22 protein-coding genes are annotated in these 22,441 nt (G+C 64.5%); 14 read left to right on the top strand and 8 right to left on the bottom strand.

Annotated features, from left to right (window positions below; genetic code table 11):
- Positions 1-2: 2 nt before the first annotated feature.
- Together VGN93_RS26705 and VGN93_RS26700 are read right to left on the bottom strand one after the other, a co-directional pair.
- A complete protein-coding gene (locus tag VGN93_RS26705) occupies positions 3-305 on the bottom strand; it encodes a (2Fe-2S)-binding protein (protein ID WP_327509985.1) in 303 nt (100 codons plus the stop codon).
- A gap of 88 nt (positions 306-393) precedes the next feature.
- A complete protein-coding gene (locus tag VGN93_RS26700) occupies positions 394-1,242 on the bottom strand; it encodes a transporter substrate-binding domain-containing protein (RefSeq protein ID WP_327509984.1) in 849 nt (282 codons plus the stop codon).
- A 126-nt stretch (positions 1,243-1,368) separates the two neighbouring features.
- On the opposite strand from VGN93_RS26700, the gene VGN93_RS26695 reads away from it, so the two are divergent.
- Complete coding sequence (locus VGN93_RS26695) at positions 1,369-2,262, top strand: LysR family transcriptional regulator (RefSeq protein WP_327509983.1); 894 nt, start codon at positions 1,369-1,371, stop codon at positions 2,260-2,262.
- A 226-nt stretch (positions 2,263-2,488) separates the two neighbouring features.
- Here VGN93_RS26695 and VGN93_RS26690 read toward each other — a convergent pair whose 3' ends face one another.
- The gene (locus tag VGN93_RS26690; RefSeq protein WP_327509982.1) at positions 2,489-3,715 is read right to left on the bottom strand and encodes a Xaa-Pro peptidase family protein; all 1,227 of its coding nucleotides are present in this window, start codon (positions 3,713-3,715) and stop codon (positions 2,489-2,491) included.
- A gap of 195 nt (positions 3,716-3,910) precedes the next feature.
- Here VGN93_RS26690 and VGN93_RS26685 point away from each other — a divergent pair, with 195 nt between their 5' ends.
- From VGN93_RS26685 to VGN93_RS26625, 13 genes are all read left to right on the top strand, one after another.
- The gene (locus VGN93_RS26685) at positions 3,911-5,428 is read left to right on the top strand and encodes an ABC transporter substrate-binding protein (RefSeq protein ID WP_327509981.1); all 1,518 of its coding nucleotides are present in this window, start codon (positions 3,911-3,913) and stop codon (positions 5,426-5,428) included.
- A gap of 99 nt (positions 5,429-5,527) precedes the next feature.
- Positions 5,528-6,478 carry an ABC transporter permease gene (locus VGN93_RS26680; protein WP_327510041.1) on the top strand — a complete coding sequence of 317 codons (951 nt, stop codon included), beginning with the start codon at positions 5,528-5,530 and terminating at the stop codon, positions 6,476-6,478.
- Positions 6,475-7,332, top strand: a complete 858-nt coding sequence (locus tag VGN93_RS26675; RefSeq protein WP_327509980.1) for an ABC transporter permease — start codon at positions 6,475-6,477, stop codon at positions 7,330-7,332. The genes VGN93_RS26680 and VGN93_RS26675 overlap by 4 nt, the downstream gene beginning before the upstream one ends.
- Entirely contained in the window at positions 7,329-8,138 is an 810-nt protein-coding gene (locus VGN93_RS26670; protein WP_327509979.1) for an ABC transporter ATP-binding protein, read from the top strand. Before VGN93_RS26675 ends, VGN93_RS26670 begins: the two co-directional genes overlap by 4 nt.
- Entirely contained in the window at positions 8,135-8,887 is a 753-nt protein-coding gene (locus tag VGN93_RS26665; protein WP_327509978.1) for an ABC transporter ATP-binding protein, read from the top strand. The genes VGN93_RS26670 and VGN93_RS26665 overlap by 4 nt, the downstream gene beginning before the upstream one ends.
- Positions 8,888-9,221: 334 nt before the next feature.
- Positions 9,222-9,410: a hypothetical protein gene (locus VGN93_RS26660; protein WP_327509977.1), complete on the top strand. Its 189-nt coding sequence runs from the start codon at positions 9,222-9,224 to the stop codon at positions 9,408-9,410.
- Between the two features lie 27 nt (positions 9,411-9,437).
- Positions 9,438-10,763, top strand: coding sequence for an LLM class flavin-dependent oxidoreductase (locus VGN93_RS26655; RefSeq protein ID WP_327509976.1), 1,326 nt, complete (start codon positions 9,438-9,440; stop codon positions 10,761-10,763).
- A gap of 387 nt (positions 10,764-11,150) precedes the next feature.
- Positions 11,151-11,978 carry a transporter substrate-binding domain-containing protein gene (locus VGN93_RS26650; RefSeq protein ID WP_327509975.1) on the top strand — a complete coding sequence of 276 codons (828 nt, stop codon included), beginning with the start codon at positions 11,151-11,153 and terminating at the stop codon, positions 11,976-11,978.
- A 52-nt stretch (positions 11,979-12,030) separates the two neighbouring features.
- Positions 12,031-12,825, top strand: coding sequence for an amino acid ABC transporter permease (locus VGN93_RS26645; RefSeq protein ID WP_327509974.1), 795 nt, complete (start codon positions 12,031-12,033; stop codon positions 12,823-12,825).
- Positions 12,825-13,748 carry a homocysteine S-methyltransferase family protein gene (locus tag VGN93_RS26640; RefSeq protein WP_327509973.1) on the top strand — a complete coding sequence of 308 codons (924 nt, stop codon included), beginning with the start codon at positions 12,825-12,827 and terminating at the stop codon, positions 13,746-13,748. The genes VGN93_RS26645 and VGN93_RS26640 overlap by 1 nt, the downstream gene beginning before the upstream one ends.
- Positions 13,749-13,946: 198 nt before the next feature.
- Positions 13,947-14,900 carry a sulfonate ABC transporter substrate-binding protein gene (locus VGN93_RS26635; RefSeq protein ID WP_327509972.1) on the top strand — a complete coding sequence of 318 codons (954 nt, stop codon included), beginning with the start codon at positions 13,947-13,949 and terminating at the stop codon, positions 14,898-14,900.
- On the top strand, positions 14,900-15,736 hold the full coding sequence (gene ssuC / locus VGN93_RS26630) for an aliphatic sulfonate ABC transporter permease SsuC (RefSeq protein ID WP_319313510.1): 837 nt from the start codon (positions 14,900-14,902) through the stop codon (positions 15,734-15,736). Before VGN93_RS26635 ends, ssuC begins: the two co-directional genes overlap by 1 nt.
- On the top strand, positions 15,733-16,488 hold the full coding sequence (locus VGN93_RS26625; RefSeq protein ID WP_327509971.1) for an ABC transporter ATP-binding protein: 756 nt from the start codon (positions 15,733-15,735) through the stop codon (positions 16,486-16,488). Before ssuC ends, VGN93_RS26625 begins: the two co-directional genes overlap by 4 nt.
- Positions 16,489-16,503: 15 nt before the next feature.
- On the opposite strand, the gene VGN93_RS26620 is transcribed toward VGN93_RS26625, so the two are convergent.
- The 5 genes from VGN93_RS26620 to VGN93_RS26600 are packed head-to-tail and all read right to left on the bottom strand — an operon-like array spanning position 16,504 to position 22,440.
- On the bottom strand, positions 16,504-17,748 hold the full coding sequence (locus VGN93_RS26620) for an MFS transporter (protein ID WP_327509970.1): 1,245 nt from the start codon (positions 17,746-17,748) through the stop codon (positions 16,504-16,506).
- Positions 17,745-19,238 (bottom strand): ABC transporter permease, encoded by a 1,494-nt coding sequence (locus tag VGN93_RS26615; RefSeq protein WP_327509969.1) that lies wholly within the window; start codon positions 19,236-19,238, stop codon positions 17,745-17,747. The genes VGN93_RS26620 and VGN93_RS26615 overlap by 4 nt, the downstream gene beginning before the upstream one ends.
- Positions 19,235-20,083: an ATP-binding cassette domain-containing protein gene (locus tag VGN93_RS26610; protein WP_327509968.1), complete on the bottom strand. Its 849-nt coding sequence runs from the start codon at positions 20,081-20,083 to the stop codon at positions 19,235-19,237. The genes VGN93_RS26615 and VGN93_RS26610 overlap by 4 nt, the downstream gene beginning before the upstream one ends.
- 3 nt (positions 20,084-20,086) lie before the next feature.
- Positions 20,087-21,055, bottom strand: coding sequence for a glycine betaine ABC transporter substrate-binding protein (locus tag VGN93_RS26605; RefSeq protein WP_327509967.1), 969 nt, complete (start codon positions 21,053-21,055; stop codon positions 20,087-20,089).
- 35 nt (positions 21,056-21,090) lie between these two features.
- Positions 21,091-22,440, bottom strand: coding sequence for an LLM class flavin-dependent oxidoreductase (locus tag VGN93_RS26600; RefSeq protein ID WP_327509966.1), 1,350 nt, complete (start codon positions 22,438-22,440; stop codon positions 21,091-21,093).
- Position 22,441: the final 1 nt, after the last annotated feature.

Genomic DNA, 22,441 nt, shown 5'->3' with positions numbered 1-22,441 from the left:
CATCACACGTCCAATCCCGGAATGCTCGCAGGCCCGTTCTGGGTGCGAAGCCTCATGCCGGTCTCGACTGCGCTCAGGCAGGCCTGGCGGCTGCCGATGCCGTCGATCTCGATCAGGCAGTCAAAGCAGTGCCCGATCATGCAATAGGGCAATCGCCCGGCGCCGCTGACCGGCATCGTGCGGAAATGGCTGACGCCCGCCCGCAGAAGACATGCCGCAATGGTTTCACCGGCCCGCGCCGGAATGGCTTGGCCATCCAGATGAATGGTCATCGTCGCCTCGGCGGACCCGACGGGCTTGAACATGGCGGCACCTGTGCAATCGTTGAATTGTCTTCTTCACGCGCTTGTCGCGTGGCGGTCATACCCTCTGGAGAGGAGGGGATGACGTGCGTTATTCGTGGACCGAAATGTCCACGCCGAACCATTTTTCGGTGAGAGCCTTGTTGGTCCCGTCCTTGTTGATGTCCGTAACGGCGGCGTCGAACGCCGCCCGCAGTGCTTCGTCGGCCGGCCGCAAGGCGACATTGATCGTGCCGAGCCCGAGCACGCCGCCGGCGAAGGTGGGGCCGGTAAAGACCAGGGTGCCGGCCGGGTTGGCGTCGATCACCGCCTTGAATGCCGTCACGTTGGCCACGGCAAGGTCGATGCGCCCGGCGGTCAGCTCGAGGCCGAGCTGTTCGAAGGAGGGATATTCGCGGATGTCCAGGCCCTTGAAATATTCCCCCGCAAACGTCGCCGCGGTGGAACCGGTCTGAACGCCGATGATCTTGCCGGAAAGCTTTTCCTTCAACGCTGTCAGGGCCGCTTCGGACTCCTTTGGCGCCGTCGCGAGGTCGAAGTCCTCGCCGGCATCCGGCAGATCCTTGAGCGCATTGTCGCCGGAGGTCAGGAAGCCGTTGGGGGCCTTGGCATAGGGTTTCGAGAAGCCGATGACTTTCTTGCGTTCTTCGGTGACGCCCATGGAGGCGATGATGGCGTCGTACTTGCCGACCGTCAGGCCGGGAATGATGCCGTTCCACTCCTGGGCGATGAGATCGCACTTGATCTTCATGCGCTCGCAGAGGGCTTTGGTCAGCTCGATTTCATAGCCGCCAAGCGACCCATCGGCATTGCTGAAATTCCATGGAGGATAGGCGCCCTCGGTCGCAACCGTGATGTGGTCCGGCAGGTCCTGCGCGGTGGCCGCGCCCACCAGAAAGGGCGCCAGGGCAAGGGCAAGCAGCATACGGTGTCTCGGCATATCGTCGTTCCCTTTGTTATTGGCTCGGGCCTTGTCTGACCCGTGATGCGACTATGCCACCACGCAAAGCCTATTAGGATACGGTATCTGATTGACCTCAGGCTAAGTAAAACTTACGCTGAAGACATGCGTGCAACTACGATCCCTTCGCTGAACTGGCTCCGCGTGTTCGAGGCCGCCGCACGGCACCAGAGCTTTGCCCGCGCCGGAAAAGAGCTGAACATGTCCGCGGCGGCGGTCAGCCAGCAGGTTCTGGCGCTGGAGACGCATCTCGGGCGCCCGTTGTTCGAACGTGCGGCAAACCGGATCAACCTGACGGCGGAGGGCAGCGACTTCCTGCCGACGGTGCAGGTGTCGCTGGGGGCGATCGAAAGCAAGGCGGAGTCGCTCTTCGCGCGGCAGCGGATCGAACGGGTCACGCTGCTTGCAAGCCAGCTGATGGCGATGAGCTGGCTGCCGCGCGTGCTCGCGGACTTCGAAGCGGCAAATCCGGCGATCCGCATCGATCTTCTGGTGGAGGGCACGCAGCGCAAGGCCGATCCGGACCTGATGATCCGGTTCGGAGAGGAGCCGCATCTGGTGCGGCATCCATCCTGGTTAATGGGCATGTCCCACGTCGTCATGTGCCGGAAGGAGGACATTGCGCGCATCGGCAGCCTGGAGGATTTGCTGTCGTTTCGCCTGTATGACGTTGCGTCCCACGCCGTTGGCTGGGCCGCACTTCTCAATCACAGTTTCGGGCCTCAGCCGGGGCGGCAACTCAAGATCGAGACTGTGGACACCACCCCCCTGTCATTGATGATGGTCAGCCAGGGCCTTGGCCTCGCGATCGGTCACCTTCCGGTATGCGGCCCGATTGCCGCTTCCCTTGGCCTCGACGTTTGCCCCTTCGTTCCCAGAACGCCCGGTCCGGGAAACTATTATCTCGAACAGCCCCAAGACCGGCCGCAGCGTCCATCCGTCGGCCGACTGGCGCAGGCCCTTCAGGATGCTGCGCATATGTCGATGCGAATGACCTAGAGTTTGTCGGGGAAAAGTGGGAACCGGTTTTCCCGAAAAGACAAACGAAAACAAAAGAACTAGAGTATGTCCGGTTCAGTCTGAACCGGACATACTCTAGAATTCCGCATCCGAAAGTGTCGATGGCAGGCGCTGTGCCATGGCGGGCGAGATCGAACCACAGGCCGTCTCGAAACAGTTTCCTGAACTCGAGCCCTCCTCGCGTAGCCAGGTCGCCGTATCCAGGCTATCCGAGAGACAGAAGTTCGCGCGGCAACCTGTTCATGGTTTGCGGTCCCTCCGCCGTGATGAGGAACTGTTCCTCGATCATCAGGGCACCGATTCCATCGGCGTAGAAGGGGGCCTCCAGCGCCAGCACCATGCCGGGTTCGATCCCGATCGCATTGCCGTGGGAGAGGAAGGGCCATTCCTCGATGCCGGCAGCGGCGCCGACGGAATGGCCGAAATGGCCGCGGTAATAGCCGTGGAAGCCGTGCCGGCGCATGACGCCAAGCATCGTTTCGTGCACCTGGCCGAATGTCTTGCCGGGCCTGAGCACCTCGACGCCGGCCAGGAATGTTTCCAGCAGCGCCTCGTAGATCTGCGCGGCAAGCGGCGATGCCGTGCCCCACACGAAGGTTCGTGCGCCGTCGGACGAGTAGCCGTCGACCAGCGTGCCGACATCGGCTTTGATGAGATCGCCTTCGCCGAGCGTGGCGCCGCCGTTCTTCAGGTCCGGGCCGATGGAGATGTAGTCCCAATGGCCGGAAAGCCCGTGTCCGTTGTGCGCGGCGGCCGCGCGTGCGCCGATGAGCCATGCGGCGGAAAGCTCCGCTATGCTGGAGCCCGCACGCGCCGTGCGCACCAGTTCTTCGAGGCCGGCTTCGGCGCAATGGCTTGCCCGGCGCAGACGCTCGATCTCGCGGTCGTTCTTGATCAGTCGCAGGCGACCGACGATCTCGGATGCATCCCGCCAGTCCACGCCGGGGATTGCCGCTTTCAGCCGGGCGAAATCGGCGGCGGGCACGAAGTCGAGATCGATGCCGAGCACGGCGTCGGACAGGCCGCGTTCCGAGAGAAGATCGGCGAGTAGGCGGAAACAGGCTTGCTGGTCGAAGGTTTCCGGGCGGGGGCCCGTATTGCCGCTCGCGCGGTAGGCCGCGTCGATGTCCGCGATCGTTCCGGCCCCTTTGACCGTTACGCCATCGATCCATATGCGGTGGGTGCGAAAGTCGATCGTCTCGCCGAGATCGCGCGCGCCAGCTGCCGCATGGTCGCTGATGACCGCGGCAAGCCGCGCCGTCGCATCCACTGGCACCAGCGCCATGGCCGAGCCTGCGCGTCCCCACATGGTGGCCACGCCTGCCGCAAGGCCCGTTGCATAGCGGAACGCCTCCGGGCGGAACAGGACCATGCCGTCCAGCCCGGCTGCCCCGAGCAGCGCCTCGGCCCTCGCGCGGTCCATATCGCCCATTGCTTCCCTCGTCTCGTTCGTCATGCCGTCCCTGTCGGGCGCGAAAACTATCCACGGATTTGGCATTCGTTGAAAGACAATTCCCTTTAATTTCCGCAAATTGGAGCGCAAACGGATATCTTAGGGTCTTGATGATCCATACAATCCCCGCCACGACGGACGTTGCCACGGGCCGTATCGAAACAGGAGAATGAGATGAGCGGTTTCAGAACGACAGGGCGCAACAACCGGGCTGCGACGACGGCACTTGCTGCCGTTGCCCTCGGGTTGGGTGTCTTCGGTCATGCGCTTGCTGCCGACAGCGACCCGGACGCGACCGTCAACATCGGTTCGCTCTATGAGCCGCAGAATCTCGACAACACCGCCGGCGCCGGCCAGGGCATCAACGAAGCCTTCAACGGCAATGTCTACGAAGCGCTGTTCCGCCTGACCGATGCGGGCTCCGTCGAGCCCGTGCTGGCAAAGGACACCAAGGTCAGCGAGGATGGCCTGACCTATACGTTCACGCTGCAATCCGGCGTCACCTTCCACTCCGGCGCGCCGCTGACCTCGAAGGACGTAAAATTCTCGATCGAGCGCGTCACCGCGGAAGCGTCGAAGAGCCCGCGCAAGAACAGCCTGAAATCCATTGCCGGCATCGAAACGCCGGATGACGCGACGGTCGTCGTGAAGCTCGCCTCGCGCTCGATCTCGCTGCCCTACAATCTGAGCTATGTCTGGGTCGTCAACGACGAGGCGACAGACCTGCAGGCGAAGGAAGACGGCACGGGGCCCTATGCGCTGGAGGACTGGCGCCGCGGCTCGTCGCTCGCCATTGCCCGCTTCGACAAGTATTGGGGCGAAAAGCCGAAAAACGGCGAGGTGGTCTTCCAGTATTTCACCGAGGCGACCGCGCTCAACAATGCGCTCCTGACCGGTTCGGTCGATATCATCACCTCCGTGCAGAGCCCGGATTCGCTGGCGCAGTTCAAGGACAATCCGGAGTTCACCGTCAGCGAGGGCCAGTCCACCACGAAGCTGCTGCTGGCCTATAACGACCGCGTCGCGCCGTTCGACAATGTGAAGGTGCGCAAGGCGCTCGCCCGCGCCATCGATGACGAGAAGCTGCTGAAGGCGGTGTGGGGCGACTATGGCACGCTGATCGGCTCCTTCGTGCCGCCGACCGATCCGTGGTACACCGATCTCACCAAGGTCGACGCCTATGATCCGGAAAGCGCCAAGGCGCTGCTCAAGGAGGCGGGTTACCCCGATGGCTTCACCTTCACCATCGACACGCCGAACTACGATCCGCACCCGATTGCAGCGCAGTTCATCCAGAGCGAACTGGCCAAGGTCGGCGTGAAGGTCGAGATCAACGTCATCACGGCGAACGAATGGTACACGAAGATCTACAAGGCGCATGACTTCCAGGCGACCTTGCAGGAGCACGTCAACCACCGCGACATCGTGTTCTACGGTAACCCGGATTTCTACTGGGGATACAACAATCCGAAGGTCGTGGACCTCATCAAGCAATCCGAGGAAAGTGCGACGGACGCCGAGCAGACCGAAAAGCTTAAGGAAGCCAACACGATCATCGCGGAAGATGCGGCCAGCAACTGGTTCTATCTCTATCCGCAGATCGTGGTGTCGAAGTCCTCGGTCACTGGCTATCCGCTCAACGGCCTGAACTCGCAGTTCTTCGCCTACGGCATCATCAAGGCTGCCGAATAGCGCGTCCCGTCCCAGCGGAATGCTCGACACGAAACGCCGCCTGACTTATGTTCGGGCGGCGTCTGCGCGTGAGAGGTCGATACCATATTTTCCTACATAATCCGCCGCTCCGCCATTCTGGCGCTGTCGGTCGTCATCGCCGCCGTCATCCTGTTCGTGCTGTTGCGCCTGCTGCCGGGCGATCCCGCCAATGCGCTGGTGTCGGTCGGCGCCGATGCGGCGCAGATCGAGGCTGCCCGGAAGCAGGTGGGCTCGGACCTGCCGCTCTACGAGCAGTTCGCGCGCTTCATCGCCAGCCTCGCGCGTTTCGATCTCGGCAATTCGTTCGTCAGCGGCGCGCCGGTACTCTCTGAAATCGGCAAGCGCCTGATCGTGACGGTGCCGCTGACGCTGATGGCCTTCGTCGTCGCCATCGTTCTTGCCGTGCCGCTCGGCATCCTCTCCGTCGTGCGCCAGAACCGCTGGTACGGTGCGTTGATTTCCGTCGTGTCGCAGCTCGGCATCGCCATACCCGTGTTCTGGATCGGCATCCTGCTGGTCACGCTCTTCGCGGTCAACCTGCGGCTCTTTCCGTCCGGCGGCTTCCCCTCGCGCGGCTGGCAATCGCCCGGTGCGGCGTTCCAGGCCCTCGTGCTTCCGGTCGCGACCATCGCGATCGTCATGTCGGCCTCGTTGATCCGCTATATGCGTTCGGCCACGCAGGATGTGCTGGGCAGCGATTACCTGCGCACCGCGCGCGCCCTCGGCGCCACCTTTTCCGAGGCGCTGGTGCGGCACGGCATTCGCAACGGCGCGGTGCCGGTCATCTCCGTTCTCGGCATCGAGCTCGCGTCGACGCTGCTCGGCGCCGTGGTGGTGGAGCGGGTGTTTGCGCTGCCGGGCCTCGGCTCCATGCTGCTGCTCGGCATAGAGCAGCGCGATTACCCCAATGTGCAGGGCGTGCTCTTCGTCTCCACGCTGCTGGTGCTGCTGGTCGGCTTTGCCGCCGACCTCACACAACGCCTCGTCGATCCGCGCCTGCGCGGCCGGGTGGCGGGAGGCGGCACATGAGCACGCCCGACATCATCGCCGGCGAGGGCGCTGCGCGAAAATCCTCGATTCCCTGGCCGCTCGCGGCCGGCGGTCTTTTGGTCGGCCTCCATGTCGCCGTGGCGCTCCTCTCGCTCGTCTGGACGCCCTATGGTGTCGGCGACATGGTCGGCGGACGCCTCGAAGGGCCGTCCCTTGCCCACTGGGCGGGAACGGACCGGCTCGGCCGCGATCTCATGACGCAGATCATGATCGGCTCGCGCATCGCGCTCGTCGTCGGTTGTGGTGCGGTGGCGCTCGGCGCGTTGATCGGCGTCACCCTCGGCATTCTCGCCGCCTTCGCCACCCGCACGCTCGACGATGTGCTGGCGGCGGCGCTGGACATCCTCATCGCCTTCCCGACGCTGCTTCTGGCCATGCTGATCGTCGCCTCCAGCGATGGCGCGAGCCTGTGGACCGCGATCCTCGCCATCGGCATCGCCGGCTCGGCCATCGTGGCGCGGCTCACCCGCATCCTGGCAAAGCGCATCCTGTCGATGGACTACATCACGGCGGCGCGGATTTCCGGCACCTCATGGCCGGGCATCGTGCGTCTTCATGTGCTGCCGAACATCTGGCCGACGCTGATCGTCAATTTCGCGCTGCAATTCGGGCTCGCAGTCATTGCGGAGGCGTCGCTCTCCTATCTCGGGCTCGGCGCCCCGCCGCCCAATGCCTCCTGGGGCCGGCTGCTGCAGGAGGCGCAGGCCTCCGTCTACACCGCGCCCTTCGGCGCCATCGCGCCCGGTCTTGCGCTGGTGTCGCTGGTCATCGGCCTCAACCTCTTTGCCGATGGCCTGCGCGATGCCGCGGACCCCACCAGGAGGAGCCGGTGAGCACGCTGCTATCCGTCGAAAACCTCGACATCCGCACTGCCGGACGCACGCTCCTGTCCGGCGTGTCCTTTTCGATCGCGCCGGGGGAACGGGTCGGCCTGATCGGCGAATCCGGCTCCGGCAAGTCACTCACCGCTCTCGCCGTGCTGGGGTTGCTGCCGGATTCCATGCGTGCTGCCGGCACCATTCTCCTCGATGGCCATCCGGTGATCGGCGCGCGCGACCGCGATCTCGTGCCGTTGCGCGGGGTGAGCGTTGCTGCGGTGTTTCAGGAACCGATGACGGCGCTCGATCCGCTGATGCGGATCGGCGATCAGGTGGGCGAGGTGGTTCGCCGCCGTGCGCTGCGCGATGGTGCCCGTCTCGGGAAGACCGAGGTAAAGGCGCGCATATCGACGCTTTTGGAGCGCGTCGCCCTGCCGGAGCCGGAGCGGATCGCCCGCGCCTGGCCACATGAGATTTCCGGCGGCCAGCGCCAGCGCGCGGCCATTGCCATGGCGCTGGCCTGCCGGCCGAAGCTGCTGATCGCCGACGAGCCGACAACCGCGCTCGACGTGACGACGCAGGCCGAAATCCTCAAGCTGCTGGAGGCGCTGGTGCGCGACGAGGGCATGGGCCTGCTGTTCATCAGCCACGACCTGCCGGTGGTGGCGACCATTGCGCAACGCGCGCTGGTGATGCGCCACGGCCAGCTGATCGAGGAAGGACCGGTCGGCCCGCTGTTCGATCGCCCGGCGCATCCCTATACCGAGGGGCTGGTCGCCGCCGCGCGCGCCTTCGATGCGGCATTGGAGATGGCACCATGACGCTTCTCGATCTTTCCGGCGTGTCCTTCGCCTATGGGCGCGGCAACAGGGTGCTGAACGATATCGACCTTGCGGTGGCCGCCGGCAGCAATCTCGGCATTGTCGGGGAGTCCGGCTCCGGCAAGACGACCCTGCTCAAGCTGCTGCTCGGGCTGGAGCGCGCTTCCGCTGGCACAGTCTCGTTTCGGGGCGAGCGGCTGGATGCCGCGGACCGCGGTTTCATGCGCGGTTTTCGCCGCAGCGTGCAGGCGGTGTTTCAGGATCCCTATTCCTCACTCGATCCGCGCCAGCGGGTGTTCGACATCATTGCCGAACCGCTGCGCTCGCTGAAGATCGATGCCGATATTACGGCCGCGGTGGCTGAAGCGTTGCAGGATGTCGACCTCCCGGCCGATGCCGCGGGACGCTATCCGCACGAGTTTTCCGGCGGCCAGCGCCAGCGCATCGCCATCGCGCGGGCGATCGTCGCGAAGCCCGACCTGATCATCGCCGACGAGGTGGTCAGCGCGCTCGACCTGACGACCCGTACCCGGATCATCGACCTGCTGCGCACCCTGTCGGCCCGCATGACCTTCATCGTCGTCTCGCACGATATCGCCCTCGTGGCGCTGCTGTGCGAAAGGCTGGTGGTGCTGGAGAAGGGCAGGATCGTGGAGCAGGGACCAACGCGGGAGATTCTCGCCCGCCCGGCCCATCCTTACACACAGAAACTGCTTGCCAGCACGCCGAGAGTGCCGGAACGCGCCTGACATTTTTCCGGACGGACGCTCGCGCCGAATGATGACGGCAGGAAACAAACATCGGCATCTGCCGTCAGCCGAAAAAATCTTTCTTCCAATCGGCCTATTTGAGGGAACGGTAGATTTTTCTTCCGTTATGCTTCAATTTTCGATTGAGAATTCAGGGCAAAAATAGTACATAAATATTATAGATTATCGGGCCGGTCAGACAGGAGCAGGCAAGATGGATAGATCCACGTCTTCGACGCCCATGGCAGACCGGTCGTGTCGCTCCTCTTCGCATTGACCTGGTTTCCCAAGCCCCATGGGGCGGTTTCAGCAATACGGTCCGAAGAGCGACATCATGAGCAAGCAAGTCATCGAATATGCAGGCGAACCCATCGGCATCGCGGTGCCTGATGAGGGCGCCCTGCGTTTCATCGCCGTCAAGTTCCATGTCTTCGGCCTGGACCAGCGCCGATATGCTACCCTCGGCCAGCTCCACGGCGCGATCCATTCTCATCTGTCATCGCCCGAAAGGCTCGCGGCTTGATGAGGGCAGGGTGACACGGTGTCTGGCATGAGCGTTGCGAAGAAGCTGCATCTCGGCGCCTTCATGCGCCCGGTCAGCCTGCACACCGGGGCCTGGCGTTATCCGGGAGCCTATCCGGACGCCAACTTCAATTTCCAGCACCTCAAGTCCTTCGCGCTGAAGCTCGAGGCGGCGAAGTTCGATGCCTTCTTCATGGCGGACCACCTCGCCGTGCTCAACATGCCGATCGAGGCCTTGCGGCGCAGCCACACGGTCACGTCGTTCGAGCCGTTCACGCTGCTGTCGGCGCTTGCGGCGGTGACCGAGCGGATCGGCCTGGTGGCGACCGCGTCCACCACCTTCGATCAGCCCTATCACGTCGCCCGCCGCTTCGCCTCGCTCGACCATATCAGCGCGGGCCGGGCTGGGTGGAACATCGTCACCACCTCCAACCCGGATGCTGCGCGCAATTTCGGGCTCGACGACCATGTCGAGCACGGCGAGCGTTATGCCCGCGCGCGCGAATTCTTCGATGTCGTCACCGGCCTGTGGGACAGTTTCGCCGACGATGCCTTTCTTCACGATGCGGAAAGCGGTCTGTTCTTCGATCCCGGGCGCCTGCACGTTCTCGACCATGCGGGACCGGAACTGAAGGTTCGCGGTCCGCTCAACATTGCACGGCCGCCGCAGGGCTGGCCGGTGATCGTGCAGGCCGGCCAGTCGGAGCCGGGGCGCCAGCTTGCCGCGGAGACGGCGGAGGTCGTCTTCTGTTCGCCGCGCGATCTTGCGGGTGGCAAGGCGCTCTACGCCGACATCAAGGGGCGGCTTGTGGCGGCCGGCCGCAAACCGGGCGACCTGAAAATCCTGCCCGCGGCTTTCGTCATCGTGGGCGATACGGTCGAGGAGGCGCGCGCAAAGCGCCTGAAGCTCGACAGCCTCGTGCACTACGAGAGCGCGATCGCGTCCCTCTCCATTGCGCTCGGTCATGATGCGTCGGGTTTCGAGCCCGATGCGCCGCTGCCGCCGATCCCGGAGACCAATGCCAGCAAGACCGGCCGCGCGCAGGTCCTGAAGCTCGCCGAGGAAGAGGGTCTGACCGTGCGCCAACTCGCCCAGCGCTACGGCGGTTATGCCGGGCTTGCCTTTGTCGGCACGGTCGAAACCATTGCCGACGAGATGGCCGCATGGCTCTTTGAAGAAGGCTCGGACGGCTTCAACGTGGTCTTCCCCTATCTGCCGCAGGGCCTCGACGACGTGGTCGAAAAGCTGGTGCCGGAATTGCAGCGGCGCGGCCTGTTCCGCACCGATTACGACGGCACGACGCTGCGCGAGCACCTCGGCCTCTCCCGCCCGCCGAACCGGTTTTTCGCCTAGTCACCCCAACCGCGTCTTAGATAACGAAGGATTTTCAGGCTTGCTGCGTGCAGCGCGGCAGGCCTGGAGATCGACAATCTTCGCACTTTCGGCCGCCATGAATAACCCCTGCTTGGTTGTCTTATGTACTTTCCCTTCGGTTCGAAGGCAGCGCCACTCGAAGTCCCTGTCTCTACGGGAAAGTTTTCGCTTCGCGGGCCTGGTCGCGCAGCGTCGGCGAAGAGGGGTGACCGGCGTCCGGGTCTTGGCAGGAGAATGGCTTTGACCGGATGAGCGGAACATTTCGCATAGCAATCTAAAAATGTATAAATATTATAGAATTAATAATCTATTTGGCGACGCCCCGCCGCGTTAGGATCAGGCATACCGACACAGCTGGAGGCTCACATGTCGAAACCACTCAACACCGCCATCGCCACGGCGCTGGCACTGGCAAGCCTTGCCACGAGCGCGCTTGCCGGCGAGGTGCTCGATCGCGTCAAGGCGAAGGGCGAAGTCGTCAACGCCCTCGTCAACGACTATCCGCCCTTCGCCTATATCAACGACAAGAACGAGCTGGACGGTTTCGATGTCGATGTCGCCAAGGCCTTTGCGGAGAAGCTCGGCGTCAAGCTTCGCCTGGAAACGCCCGGCTGGGAGACGATCATCAGCGGCCGCTGGGCCGGCCGGTGGGATATCGCGATCACCTCGTCGACGCCGACGGAAGAGCGCGCGAAGGTCGTCAATTTCCCGGTGAACTATTACAGCGTCCCGGCCGTGCTCGTCGTCAACAAGGATGAGCAGGCGATCAAGTCCGCGGCCGATCTCACCGGCAAGCGGGTCGGCGTCGGCACGGGTTCGTCCTACGAGGCCTATATCTATCGCAAGTTCTCGATCCCCGGCCAGCCGGCGGTAACCTTCCCCTTCGGCGAGGTTCAGGCCGTTCCGAACGACGAGACGGTCAATTTCCAGAACCTGGCGCTGGGCGCAGGCGTGCGCCTCGATGCCATCGTCGCCTCGCTTGGCACCGCGCAGGGCCAGATCGACGCGACCGGCAAGTTGAAGCTCGCCGGCGAGCCGCTGTTTGCCGAGCCGAACGCCGTCGTCACCGACAAGGGCGATGCGGAATGGGACGCCGAGGTCAAGCGCGTCATCACGGAACTCAAGGACGACGGCACGCTCGCGAAGATTTCGGAGAAGTGGTTCAAGGTCGACATCACCAAATATGCATTCTGAGGTCGGTCTACCCGCCATCCCGCAAGCGCCCGAGGCCCGATCACGACTTTCCGTGGCCGGGCCTGCCGGCTTTCGTCTGCGCGTCCAGCTCACCTGGCTGGCACTGCTGACGCTGCTGTTCAGCCTGTTCTACAATCTCGGGCTGGATTTCGGCCTGATCGGCCAGAAGCTGCCCTTCATGCTGGGCCTGCGTCTCTCGCCGGATGGCTTCATCCAGGGCGTGGCGCTCACGCTCCTGATCACGGTCGTGTCGATGGCCATATCGCTCGTCGTGGCGATCCTGACGGCGCTCGGGCGGCTCTCGTCCAATGCGCTTGCCTTCGGCGTCGCGACGTTCTACGCGTCCTTCTTTCGGGGAACGCCGCTGCTCGTGCAGGTGCTGATCGTCTATCTGGCGCTGCCGCAGTTCGGCATCGTGCTGTCCGGCCTCGCCTCGGGCATCCTGGCGCTGTCGCTCAACTACGGTGCTTATCTCGCGGAAACGATCCGGGCCGGCATCCTCTCCGTACCGCGCGGGCAGGGGGAGGCGGCCATGGCGCTTGGGCTCGGGCGTATCGTCATCGCTTTCAAGGTCATCGCGCCGCAGGCGATGCGCATCATCATCCCGCCGGCGGGAGGACATTTCATCTCGATGCTGAAGGATTCATCCCTCGTCTCGATTATGGGGCTGTGGGAACTGAATTTCCTGGCGCAATCCTACGGGCGCGCCACCTATCACTATATGGAAATGCTGCTGACGGCAGCTGCAATCTACTGGTTTCTGTCGATCGGCCTCGAACTCGTGCAGAACCGTCTTGAAAAGCGTTTCGGCCGCGGCTTCACCGCTGGCCGGCAAGGAGGAGCATAATGGCACTTGAACACCCATCCTTCACGATCCTCGACGGCGGCATGGGGCGCCTGCTGGAGCGGCTCGGCGCGCCGTTCCGGCTGCCGGAATGGTCGGCGCTCTCGCTGATCGAGGCACCGGATTACGTCACGCGCGCCCACCAGGCCTATGTCGACAGCGGCGCGGATATCATCACGACGAATTCCTACGGGCTCGTGCCGCACATGCTGGGCGAAGAGCGTTTTGGCGCAAATGGCCGGGCACTCGCCGATCGCGCGGGTCGCCTTGCCCGAGCGGTCGCCGATGGGGCGGGCAGGCGCGTGCTCGTCGCAGGCTCGCTCCCGCCACCCTTCGAAAGCTATCGCCCGGAGCGGTTCCAGGCCGGCGAGGCGCCACGCATCCTCGAAAGTCTGGTGAGCGGGCTGTGGCCGCATGTCGATCTCTGGCTGATCGAGACGCAAAGCTCGACCGTCGAGGCGCTGACGGCGCTGGCCGCCGTGACCGGTGACGGCAAGCCGGTCTATGTTTCCTATACGCTGAAGGACGAGAATGGCCGGTCCGGGCCAGCGGAACTGCGCTCCGGCGAACCCGTGGATGAAGCCGTGCGCAAGACGCTCGCAGCCGGGGCGAGCGGCATCTTCTTCAATTGCAGCCAGCCGGAAGTGATGGGGGAGGCCGTGCGGATCGCCCGCAAAACCGCCAGCGAAGCGGGCACGTCCGCCTATATCGGCGTCTATGCCAATGCCTTCGCCCCGGAGCCGCCTTCGGATACGCCCTATGCCGGCATTTCGGACATCCGCGCCGACCTCGACCCGGAAAACTATCTGAAATGGATCGAGCGCTGGCTGTCGGACGGCGCCTCCGTCGTCGGCGGTTGCTGCGGCATCGGGCCGGAGCATATCGATGCCATCCGCTCGTTCCGAAAAGCCCGGGAAGCGGCCTGACGCCCGAGCGTGAAACAGGAGGGGTTCAAGGAGCCACGCTGCAGCGTTTCAGGCAGCGTGGTGTGCCCGTGCGCCTATGCCCTCAACCATAGGAGAAAAAACTACGCCGAAAGGCAAGGTTGGAACGTGCGCCCTAGAACTAAGCTAAAATCTATAGAATATATATTCTAATATAAGATTTTGACGCAGGGGAGCGCCATGAAGATTTCTCGACGCCTGTTTTCCACGACCTTGGCCGCGTCCATCGCGCTGCCGTTTCTGAAGCTCGACCTCGCGGCTGCCGCCGACAAGGTGGTGCGCATCGGCTACCAGAAATACGGTACGCTGGTTCTGCTAAAGGGCAAGGGCCTGCTGGAGAAGAAGCTCGAAACGATCGGCTATACGGTGACCTGGACGGAATTCCCGGCCGGCCCGCAATTGCTCGAGGCGCTCAATATCGGCGCCGTCGATTTCGGCACCACGGGCGAGACGCCGCCGATTTTCGCGCAGGCCGCAGGTGCGCCGCTCGTTTACATCGCGCATGAACCGCCGGCGCCGCGCGGCGAGGCGATCCTCGTGCCGAAGGACAGCCCGATCAAGACGGTCGCCGACCTGAAGGGCAAGAACGTCGCGCTCAACAAGGGTTCGAACGTGCACTTCCTGCTGGTGAAGGCCCTGGAAGAGGCCGGCCTGCGATACACCGACATCAAGACGTCCTTCCTGCCGCCGGCCGATGCCCGCGCTGCCTTCGAGCAGGGCGCCGTCGATGCCTGGGTGATCTGGGATCCCTTCCAGGCCGCCGCGGAAGTGGCGACCGAGGCTCGCGAGCTGCGCAATGGCGAGGGCATCGTGCCGAACCATCAGTTCTATCTCGGCGCCAAGACCTTCGTGGACAATCATTCGCAGGCCGTCGATATCGTCATCGAAGCCGTGGCCGAAATCGACGAATGGGCGAAGACGAACACCGCTGCCGCGGCTGCCGAGCTTTCGCCGTCCGTCGGCATTCCGGAAGACGTGCTCGCCGTCGCGCTGGAACGCCAGTCCTATGGTGTCAAGGCAATCGACGAGAGTGTCGTCAAACAGCAGCAGGCGATCGCCGATACGTTCTTCGATCTCGGCCTCATCCCGAAGAAGATTTCGATTGCGGATGTCGTGCGCAAGGGCGGTGCCTGATGGCCGAGACGTCGGTGGCCGGTTTTGCTGCCGGCGAAACCCGTAAACCCGACCTGAAGGGCCTTGGGCGCGCACTTGCGCCCTGGGCGCTTCCGATCGTCATTCTGGTCGTCTGGGAAATCGCTGCGCGCACCGGTCTCGTCACGGCGCGCCTGATGCCGGCGCCGACGACGGTCGCCGCCGCCTTCTGGCGCTCGCTGCTCGATGGTTCCCTGTTCTTCCACACGCTCGCCTCCACGCAGCGCGCCCTGATAGGCCTCCTGATCGGCGGCGGCCTGGGCTTCGTCGCCGGCGTCCTCAACGGTCTCTGGAAGCCGGCGGAAACGCTGCTCGACAGCACGCTCCAGATGGTGCGCAATGTGCCCCACCTGGCGCTGATCCCACTGGTGATCCTCTGGTTCGGCATCGATGAGACGGCGAAGATCTTCCTCGTCTCGATCGGCGTGTTTTTCCCGATCTACATCAACACCTTTCATGGCGTGCGCACGATCGATCCGCAGCTCGTCGAGATGGCCTCAGTCTACGGTCTCGACCGGCGGGCGCTCATCACGCGCATCATCCTGCCGGGCGCACTTCCGTCGATCCTCGTCGGGTTGCGCTTTGCCCTCGGCTTGATGTGGCTGACGCTCATTGTCGCCGAGACGATCTCGGCCACCAACGGCATCGGCTACATGACGATGAACGCCCGTGAATTCCTGCAGACCGACGTGGTGCTGCTCGGCATCATCGTCTACGCCCTGCTCGGCAAGGCCGCCGACGTGGCGACCCGGGCAATCGAGAAGCGCGTGCTCGTCTGGCATCCCGCCTACCAGGTGAAGGAAGGGGATCAGCGATGAGTGCGCTTGCAAACACCGTGCCCCGCGAAGACCTTCAAACCGGCGGCGGGCTGCCGATCTCGCTGTCGCGCGTCGAAAAGTCCTTCGGCAAGCTCACTGTGCTCGGCAACTTCAATCTCGACATTCCGGCCGGCCAGTTTCTCGCCGTCGTCGGGCGGTCCGGTGGCGGCAAGTCGACGCTGATGCGCCTTGTCGCCGGGCTCGATGCGCCAAGCAGCGGGCGCGTCACCATCGAAGGCCGCAAGGTCGACCGCCTTCATCCGTCCGTGCGATTGCTCTTCCAGGAAGCGCGGCTCGTGCCCTGGCAGCGCGTCATCGAGAATGTCGGCATTGCCCGCGGCCCGAACTGGCAGGAGACGGCACGCCGGACGCTCGTCGATGTCGGGCTTGAAGGCCGCGAGAACGACTGGCCGAGTGTGCTCTCCGGCGGGCAGCGGCAGCGCGTGGCGCTGGCCCGCGCGCTCGTCAGCGAGCCGCAGATCCTGCTGCTCGACGAGCCCTTCGGGGCGCTCGACGCGCTGACCCGCATCGAGATGCATCGTCTTCTCGAGCGCATCTGGAGCAACCGTGGTTTCACCACCGTGCTGATCACCCATGACGTCGCCGAAGCGGTGGCGCTAGCCGATCGCGTCATCGTGCTCCGGGAAGGCGCCATCGCGCTCGATATCGCCATCGATCTCGACCGTCCCAGGCAGGAGCTCGCCGACCCGCGGGCTGTCGATCTCCAGCGGCGGATTCTGGACGCCGTCTGATGGCGAGCGAGAGCGCTACCCGGTCTTGCCGAAATAGATGCGGCAGGCAAAAGGCAGGACTGCACATAGGATCATGGCCAAGAGGGCTGCCGCGATCCCGATCATCGTCTGCAAGTCGAACCATTCCGCCAGCGAGCCGATGACGAAGGCGCCGAGCGCCGGTGCGGCGCGAAAGGCGAGCGTATAAAGCGCCAGCACACGCCCGCGCAGGGCCGCAAGGCTCAGTGTCTGCGCCATGGACTGCATCGCGATGTTGCAGACGACATGGAACAGGCCGGCGAGCGCAATGGTCGGCAGGGCGAAGAGCGCGGACTCCATGAAGGCGAAGATGACGAGCGCGGCGGATATGCCGAACGCTGCACCATAGCTCGTGCGCACGAGGGCATGGGCGCCCTGGCGCCGCAGCATCCAGCTCGCGCCCACGAAGGCGCCGAGCCCCTGTGCGCTCATCAGCATGGCGAGCATTTGTGGGCCGCCGTCGAAGGATCCGCCGGCCAGCGCCGGAAAGAGCTCCGTAAACGGGCGGGCAAGCAGCGAGAACGAGATCGTGAGAACGAAGAGCATGGCGATCGGCGGCTCGCGGCGGATGTAGCGGAAGCCGGCAAGCACATCGCCCGCAAGAGGCGCGGAGCGCGATGTGAGGGGCGGGTGATCGATCCAGCGCCGGACGCACAGCAGGACGGCGAAGATGAGCGCGAAGGACAGGGCGTTGAAGAGAAAGACGCTTTCGATGCCGACATTCACGATCAGAAGCCCGGCAATCGCCGGGCCGCCCGTCCGCGCGACGTTGACGGCAATCGAATTTGTGGCGATGGCCTGGGACACGCGTCCCTCCGGGGCGAGCGTGCCGGTCACCAGCATGCGCGTCGGCTGGTTGAAGCCCTGGAGCGTGGCCTCGACGATGGCCCAGAGCAGGAGCAGCCAAGGCGAAACAAACCCGGTCGCGACGAGCAGCCATATGGCGATGCAGTTGAGGATCGCGAGTGACTGCGTGAGCAGGATCAGGCGGAATGGATTGCTGCGGTCCGTGACGGCGCCGGCGAGCGGCGCCACCCAGAGGGCTGCGATGAGATCGCTGAGCGCGATCGCGCCGACCCAGGCCGGAGAGTGCGTGAGTTCCCAGGCCAGCCAGCCGATGGCCGTCTTCTGCGCCCATGAACCCGAGAAGTTCAAACATTGCGCCACGGCGAAGACGATGAAGTTTCTGCTGCGTGGTGCGGGTTTCAGCGGAAGGACACCGTCTTCGGGCGCAGTCGTCATGAGGACTGGCGGCCCTGCACGACGCGGTCGAGAACGATGGCGCAGAGCAGGATGGCAAGGCCCGCAAGCAGACCCTGGCCTTGCGCGGCATATTGCAGGGCATGCAGCACGTCCTCGCCGAGCCCTTTGGCACCGATGAGCGCCGCGATCACCACCATGGACAGGCACATGAGGATGGTCTGGCTGATACCGGCCATGATCGAGGGGGCCGCGGTCGGCAGGTCGACCTTGAACAGGATGAAGGTGCTCGACGCGCCGAAGGCGACCGCGGCCTCGCGCACGGAGGCCGGCACGGAGGCGATGCCGAGCGCCGTCAGCCGCACGACCGGCGGGATGCCGAAGATGATCGTCGCGATGATGCCCGACGGCTTGCCGATGCCGAACAGCGCGATCACGGGGATGAGGTAGACGAAAGCCGGCATGGTCTGCATGAAATCGAGCAAGGGCCGCACGATCGCGGCGACGCGCTTGTTATAGCCGCAGAGCACGCCGAGCGGGATACCGATGGCAATCGAGATGAGCGCTGCGGTGCCGAGCAGGGCGACGGTCTGCATGCTCTTTTCCCAATAACCGAGGATCGCCAGATAGCTGACCGCGACGAAGGTCAGGAGGAAGACCCGGAAGCCGGCAAGTTGCCAGGCGAGTGCCAGGATGACCGCCATCACAACGGGCCAGGGCGTTTGCGTCAGGATGCCTTCCATCAGCCCGAGCATGCCGTTGATCGCGCGCGTCAGCGCGCCGGCCGCGGGCGCAACCGTGCTGCTGAGCGAGCCGATGGCTGTGTCCAGCCAGGCGGCCGTATCGGAATTCCAGGCCGGATCGCTCGGAAAGGCCTTGAAAAGCGTACGGTCGGCAAAATGGAGAAAGATGATCGGCACGAAAACCATAAGCAAGGCCGCGGCGCCAAGCGCATGGGGCAGACTGAAGCCGCCCGTGCCCGTATCGCCGCCGAGCCGCCACACGCGGAACCGCCGTTCCGCCAGATGGTTCGCCAACCCGCCCGCCGAGATGCGTGCGGCAACGAACAGGCCGCCTCCCAGCGCCACGATCAGAGATGCGCCGCTCTGCGCCGCTTCTGCCGCCTGCCGTGCGTCCTTTGCCGCCTGGTCGAGTGCACTCGCGGAGCGTGTCAGCGACCGGGCCATGGAGGAACTGGCATCCTTGTCGTTTGCGACTTTTGCCTCCAAGGCGCGTGTGGCAGCGAGCGTCTCGAGTCGGTCGGCGCGGGCACCCTGTTCGGTGCTTGCGCCCCCGGAAACGGCGAAGGCGACGAGCACGACGGCGAGCAGGTCGGCGATGAGAAACGGCCAGAACGCCGACCAGAGGCGGCGCCCGCCGAGCCAGACGGGGCCGAGCAGCGCGGCGGAGATATTGAAGGACGGGACGTAGCCGCGTCGCTCGCCGATGCGCCGGAACGCCTCACGGTAATAGGCGCTGTTGCGGCCGGCGAAGCGCTCGATGGCCTCGTCGCGTGGGATGGGCGCGCTCATGCGATGGCTCTTGCTTTCACGATGGGGTTTTGTGCGCGCGCAGGCAGGCGGGCGTTCCGGACGAAGCGGCGCACGTAATCGTCTGCGGGCTGGTCGATGAGGGCTTCCGGTGTTCCCGTCTGCACGATGCCGCCGGCCCGCATGAGCACGACACGATCGCCGATGCGGAACGCCTCGTCGACATCATGCGTCACGAAGACCGTCGTCTTTCCGAGTTCGCGCGACAGCGCCATGAACTGGGTCTGGAGATCGTCGCGGATCAGCGGATCCAGCGCGCTGAACGGCTCGTCCATCAGCAGGACATCGGGATCGGCGGCGAGCGCCCGGGCAAGGCCGACGCGCTGCTGCATGCCACCGGAAAGCGCGCCGACACGCCGGTCGCCGAGACCCGAAAGACCGACGCGGATGAGCAGTTCGTCCGCCCGGTCCTCGCGTTTCGTGCGCGCCACACCACGTATTTCCAGCGGCAGGGCGACATTGTCGCGAACGGAGAGATGTGCAAGCAGGGCATGCGACTGGAAGACCATGCCGATCCGCCGGGAACGCAGTTCACGCAGCGCTTTCGGGCCAAGCGACAGGATATCGGCGCCGTCGATCCGCACCTTGCCGGCGCTTGGTTCGAGCAGGCGGTTGATCAGGCGCACGAGCGTCGACTTGCCGCTGCCCGAAAGGCCCATGAGGCAGACCAGTTCGCCCTTGCCGACCGACAGGCTCGCGCCGCCGACCCCGACGACGGCGCGAAGGCGCTTGAGGACGGCATCGTCCGGCGCGGTGCGGCGGGCCTCGTCGAGGACCGCACGCTCGTCCGTGCCGAAAACTTTCCAGACGTCCTCAAGCTCGATCATGGATCAGTTTCCGGTCCAGCCGGCAACGACATCCGGATTGGCGGCGATCCAGTCGCGTGCGGCGTCGTCCGGCGACTTGCCTTCGACGGCGATGGCGAAGGCGAGCTTGTTGACGGCCTCGGTCGTGAAGGTCACCTTTTCGAGGATCGCCGCGACGTCCGGCGAACTTTCTGCGAGCGACTTGGAATAGGCAACGTGGATGGCCGCGTCCTTGTAGGCGGATTTGATTGTCGACTTGTCCAGCCAGTTCGGATCGGACGGCTCGACGAAGGTCCAGGTCGCATCGTCATGCGCCGGCTCTTCCAGCACTTCGAGCTCGTAGCGGGCGAAATTCTGGTGCGGGCCGTAGCAATAGCCGATCCAGCCGGTGCCGGCCTTCACGGCGGCGTCGAGATCGGCGGTCGCGACCGCTTCGTCCGTCGTCTGAAGGTCGAAGAAATCGGCAAAGCCGTAGTCGCGCGCGCGCACCGTTTCAATATTGGTGGAGAGCCAGCCGGCAGCGCCGATCCAGATCTTGCCCTTGCCCTTTCCGTCAGCCGAGAAGACCGCGGCCTTCGCCGGGTCGGAGAGATCGAAGACGGAGTGGATGCCGTGCTTCTCGGCGGTCGCCTTGGTGGTGCAGTAGCCCTGCGTGCCGGCATAGGAATTGGCGGCGAGCTTCACCTTGCCGCCGTCGCCGGCATATTGGTCGACCAGCGCCTGCTGGTTCGGCAGCCAGACGTCGGTCCAGATGTCGATTTCGCCGCCATTGCGGTTGAGCGCTTCCCAGATGACCGGCACGGAGCCGGCCTTCACGGCCTCGACTTCCTTGCCGAGCTGTTCTTCGAGCAGCACCTTGACGACATAGGCCGTGCCCTGCGCGGTGGCATAGCCCGGATCGGCGACGGTGATGGGTGCCGCTTGCGCGAGCGCCGGGAAGAGGGCGGCAAGGACTGCCGAGGTTGCGAGGAGGGTTTTGAGGATCTTGTGCATCATAGGGTCCGTTCGGGTTGGGTGTTCGTCTGGTGTCAGGCGCGGTTGCGGACTGCGTCGGTCCGGTTGCGGGCTAGGCTGGGCAGGCCCAGCCGCTCGCGCAGCGAGCCGGTCTGCGGGCCGGGATTGAGGAGATCGCGCTTCTTGAGGAGAGGCACGACGGTCCGGATGAAATCGTCCTGGCCCTCGGGAAATGTCGGTGGAAGCAGCATGAAACCATCGGCAGCGCCGCTGGCGGTCCAGTCTTCGATCTGGTCCGCCACCTCATCCGGCGTGCCGATGACCTGCCAGTGTCCACGCGCGCCCGCGATGTGGCGGGCCAGCGCGCCGACGGACAGGCCTTCCTTGCGGGCGAACTCCGTCAAAAGTGCCTGGCGGCTGCGAATGGAGTTCGACACCGGCAGGTCGGGGAGCGGACCGTCGATGTCCACGCCGGAAAGATCGACATCGCCCAGATAGGTTTCGAGCAGCGACAGTGCCACGTCCGGCTGGATGAGGTTCTGCAGCTCGGCATATTTGTCTTCGGCCTGGGATCTGGTCTCGCCGATGACGGGGAAGATGCCGGGCAGGATGAGGACGTCGTCGGCGTTCTTGCCGGCGGCGCTGCTCCGCCTCTTGATGTCCTGATAGAAGCCCCGGGCGGAGACGATATCGGTCTGCGCGGTGAACACGACGTCGGCGGTCTTGGCGGCTAGAGCCTTGCCGGCATCCGACGAGCCTGCCTGTACCAGCAGCGGCCGGCCCTGCCGCGAGGGGATGACGTTGAGGGGGCCTTTGCTGCGGAAATACGGCCCATCGTGGTCGACGCTTTTCACGGCATCCGGACCGAAGAAGACGCCGCTCTCCTTGTCGCGGACGAAACCGTCCGGGTTCCAGCTCTGCCAGAGCGATTTGACGGCGTCGACGAACTCGTCGGCGCGGGCGTAGCGGGCCGCGTGATCGAAATCCGGGCCCGGATTGAAGTTGTCGCTCTCCTGTTCGAGCGACGAGGTGACGATGTTCCAGCCGATGCGACCGTTGCTGATGAGGTCGAGCGACGCGAACTGGCGGGCGAGATTGTAGGGCTCGTTGAAGGTCGTGGATGCCGTTGCGACCACGCCGATCGTCCGGGTCGCCATCGCGACAGCGGCGGCGAGTGTCAGCGCCTCGAAGCCGTGCGACCATTCGTCGATCCGGCGCAGCGCCTCCTCGCGACTTCTCGGCACGCCGAGACGGTCCGAGATGAAGGCGATCTCGAAGCCTGCCGCTTCGGCATCGCGGGCTGCGCGGACATAATGGTTGACGTCTATATTGGCATCGACCTGCGTCGAGGGATGCCGCCAGGCGGCGACGTGATGGCCGCTGGGGTAAAGGATGGTGCCGAGAATGATTTTGCGCGGAGACATG

This window comes from Shinella sp. (genome assembly GCF_035998705.1).
In the GTDB taxonomy this organism is placed as follows: Bacteria; Pseudomonadota; Alphaproteobacteria; order Rhizobiales; family Rhizobiaceae; genus Shinella.
Note: the sequence above shows the minus strand (reverse complement) of the source record. Positions and strands in the feature narration are given on the sequence as shown.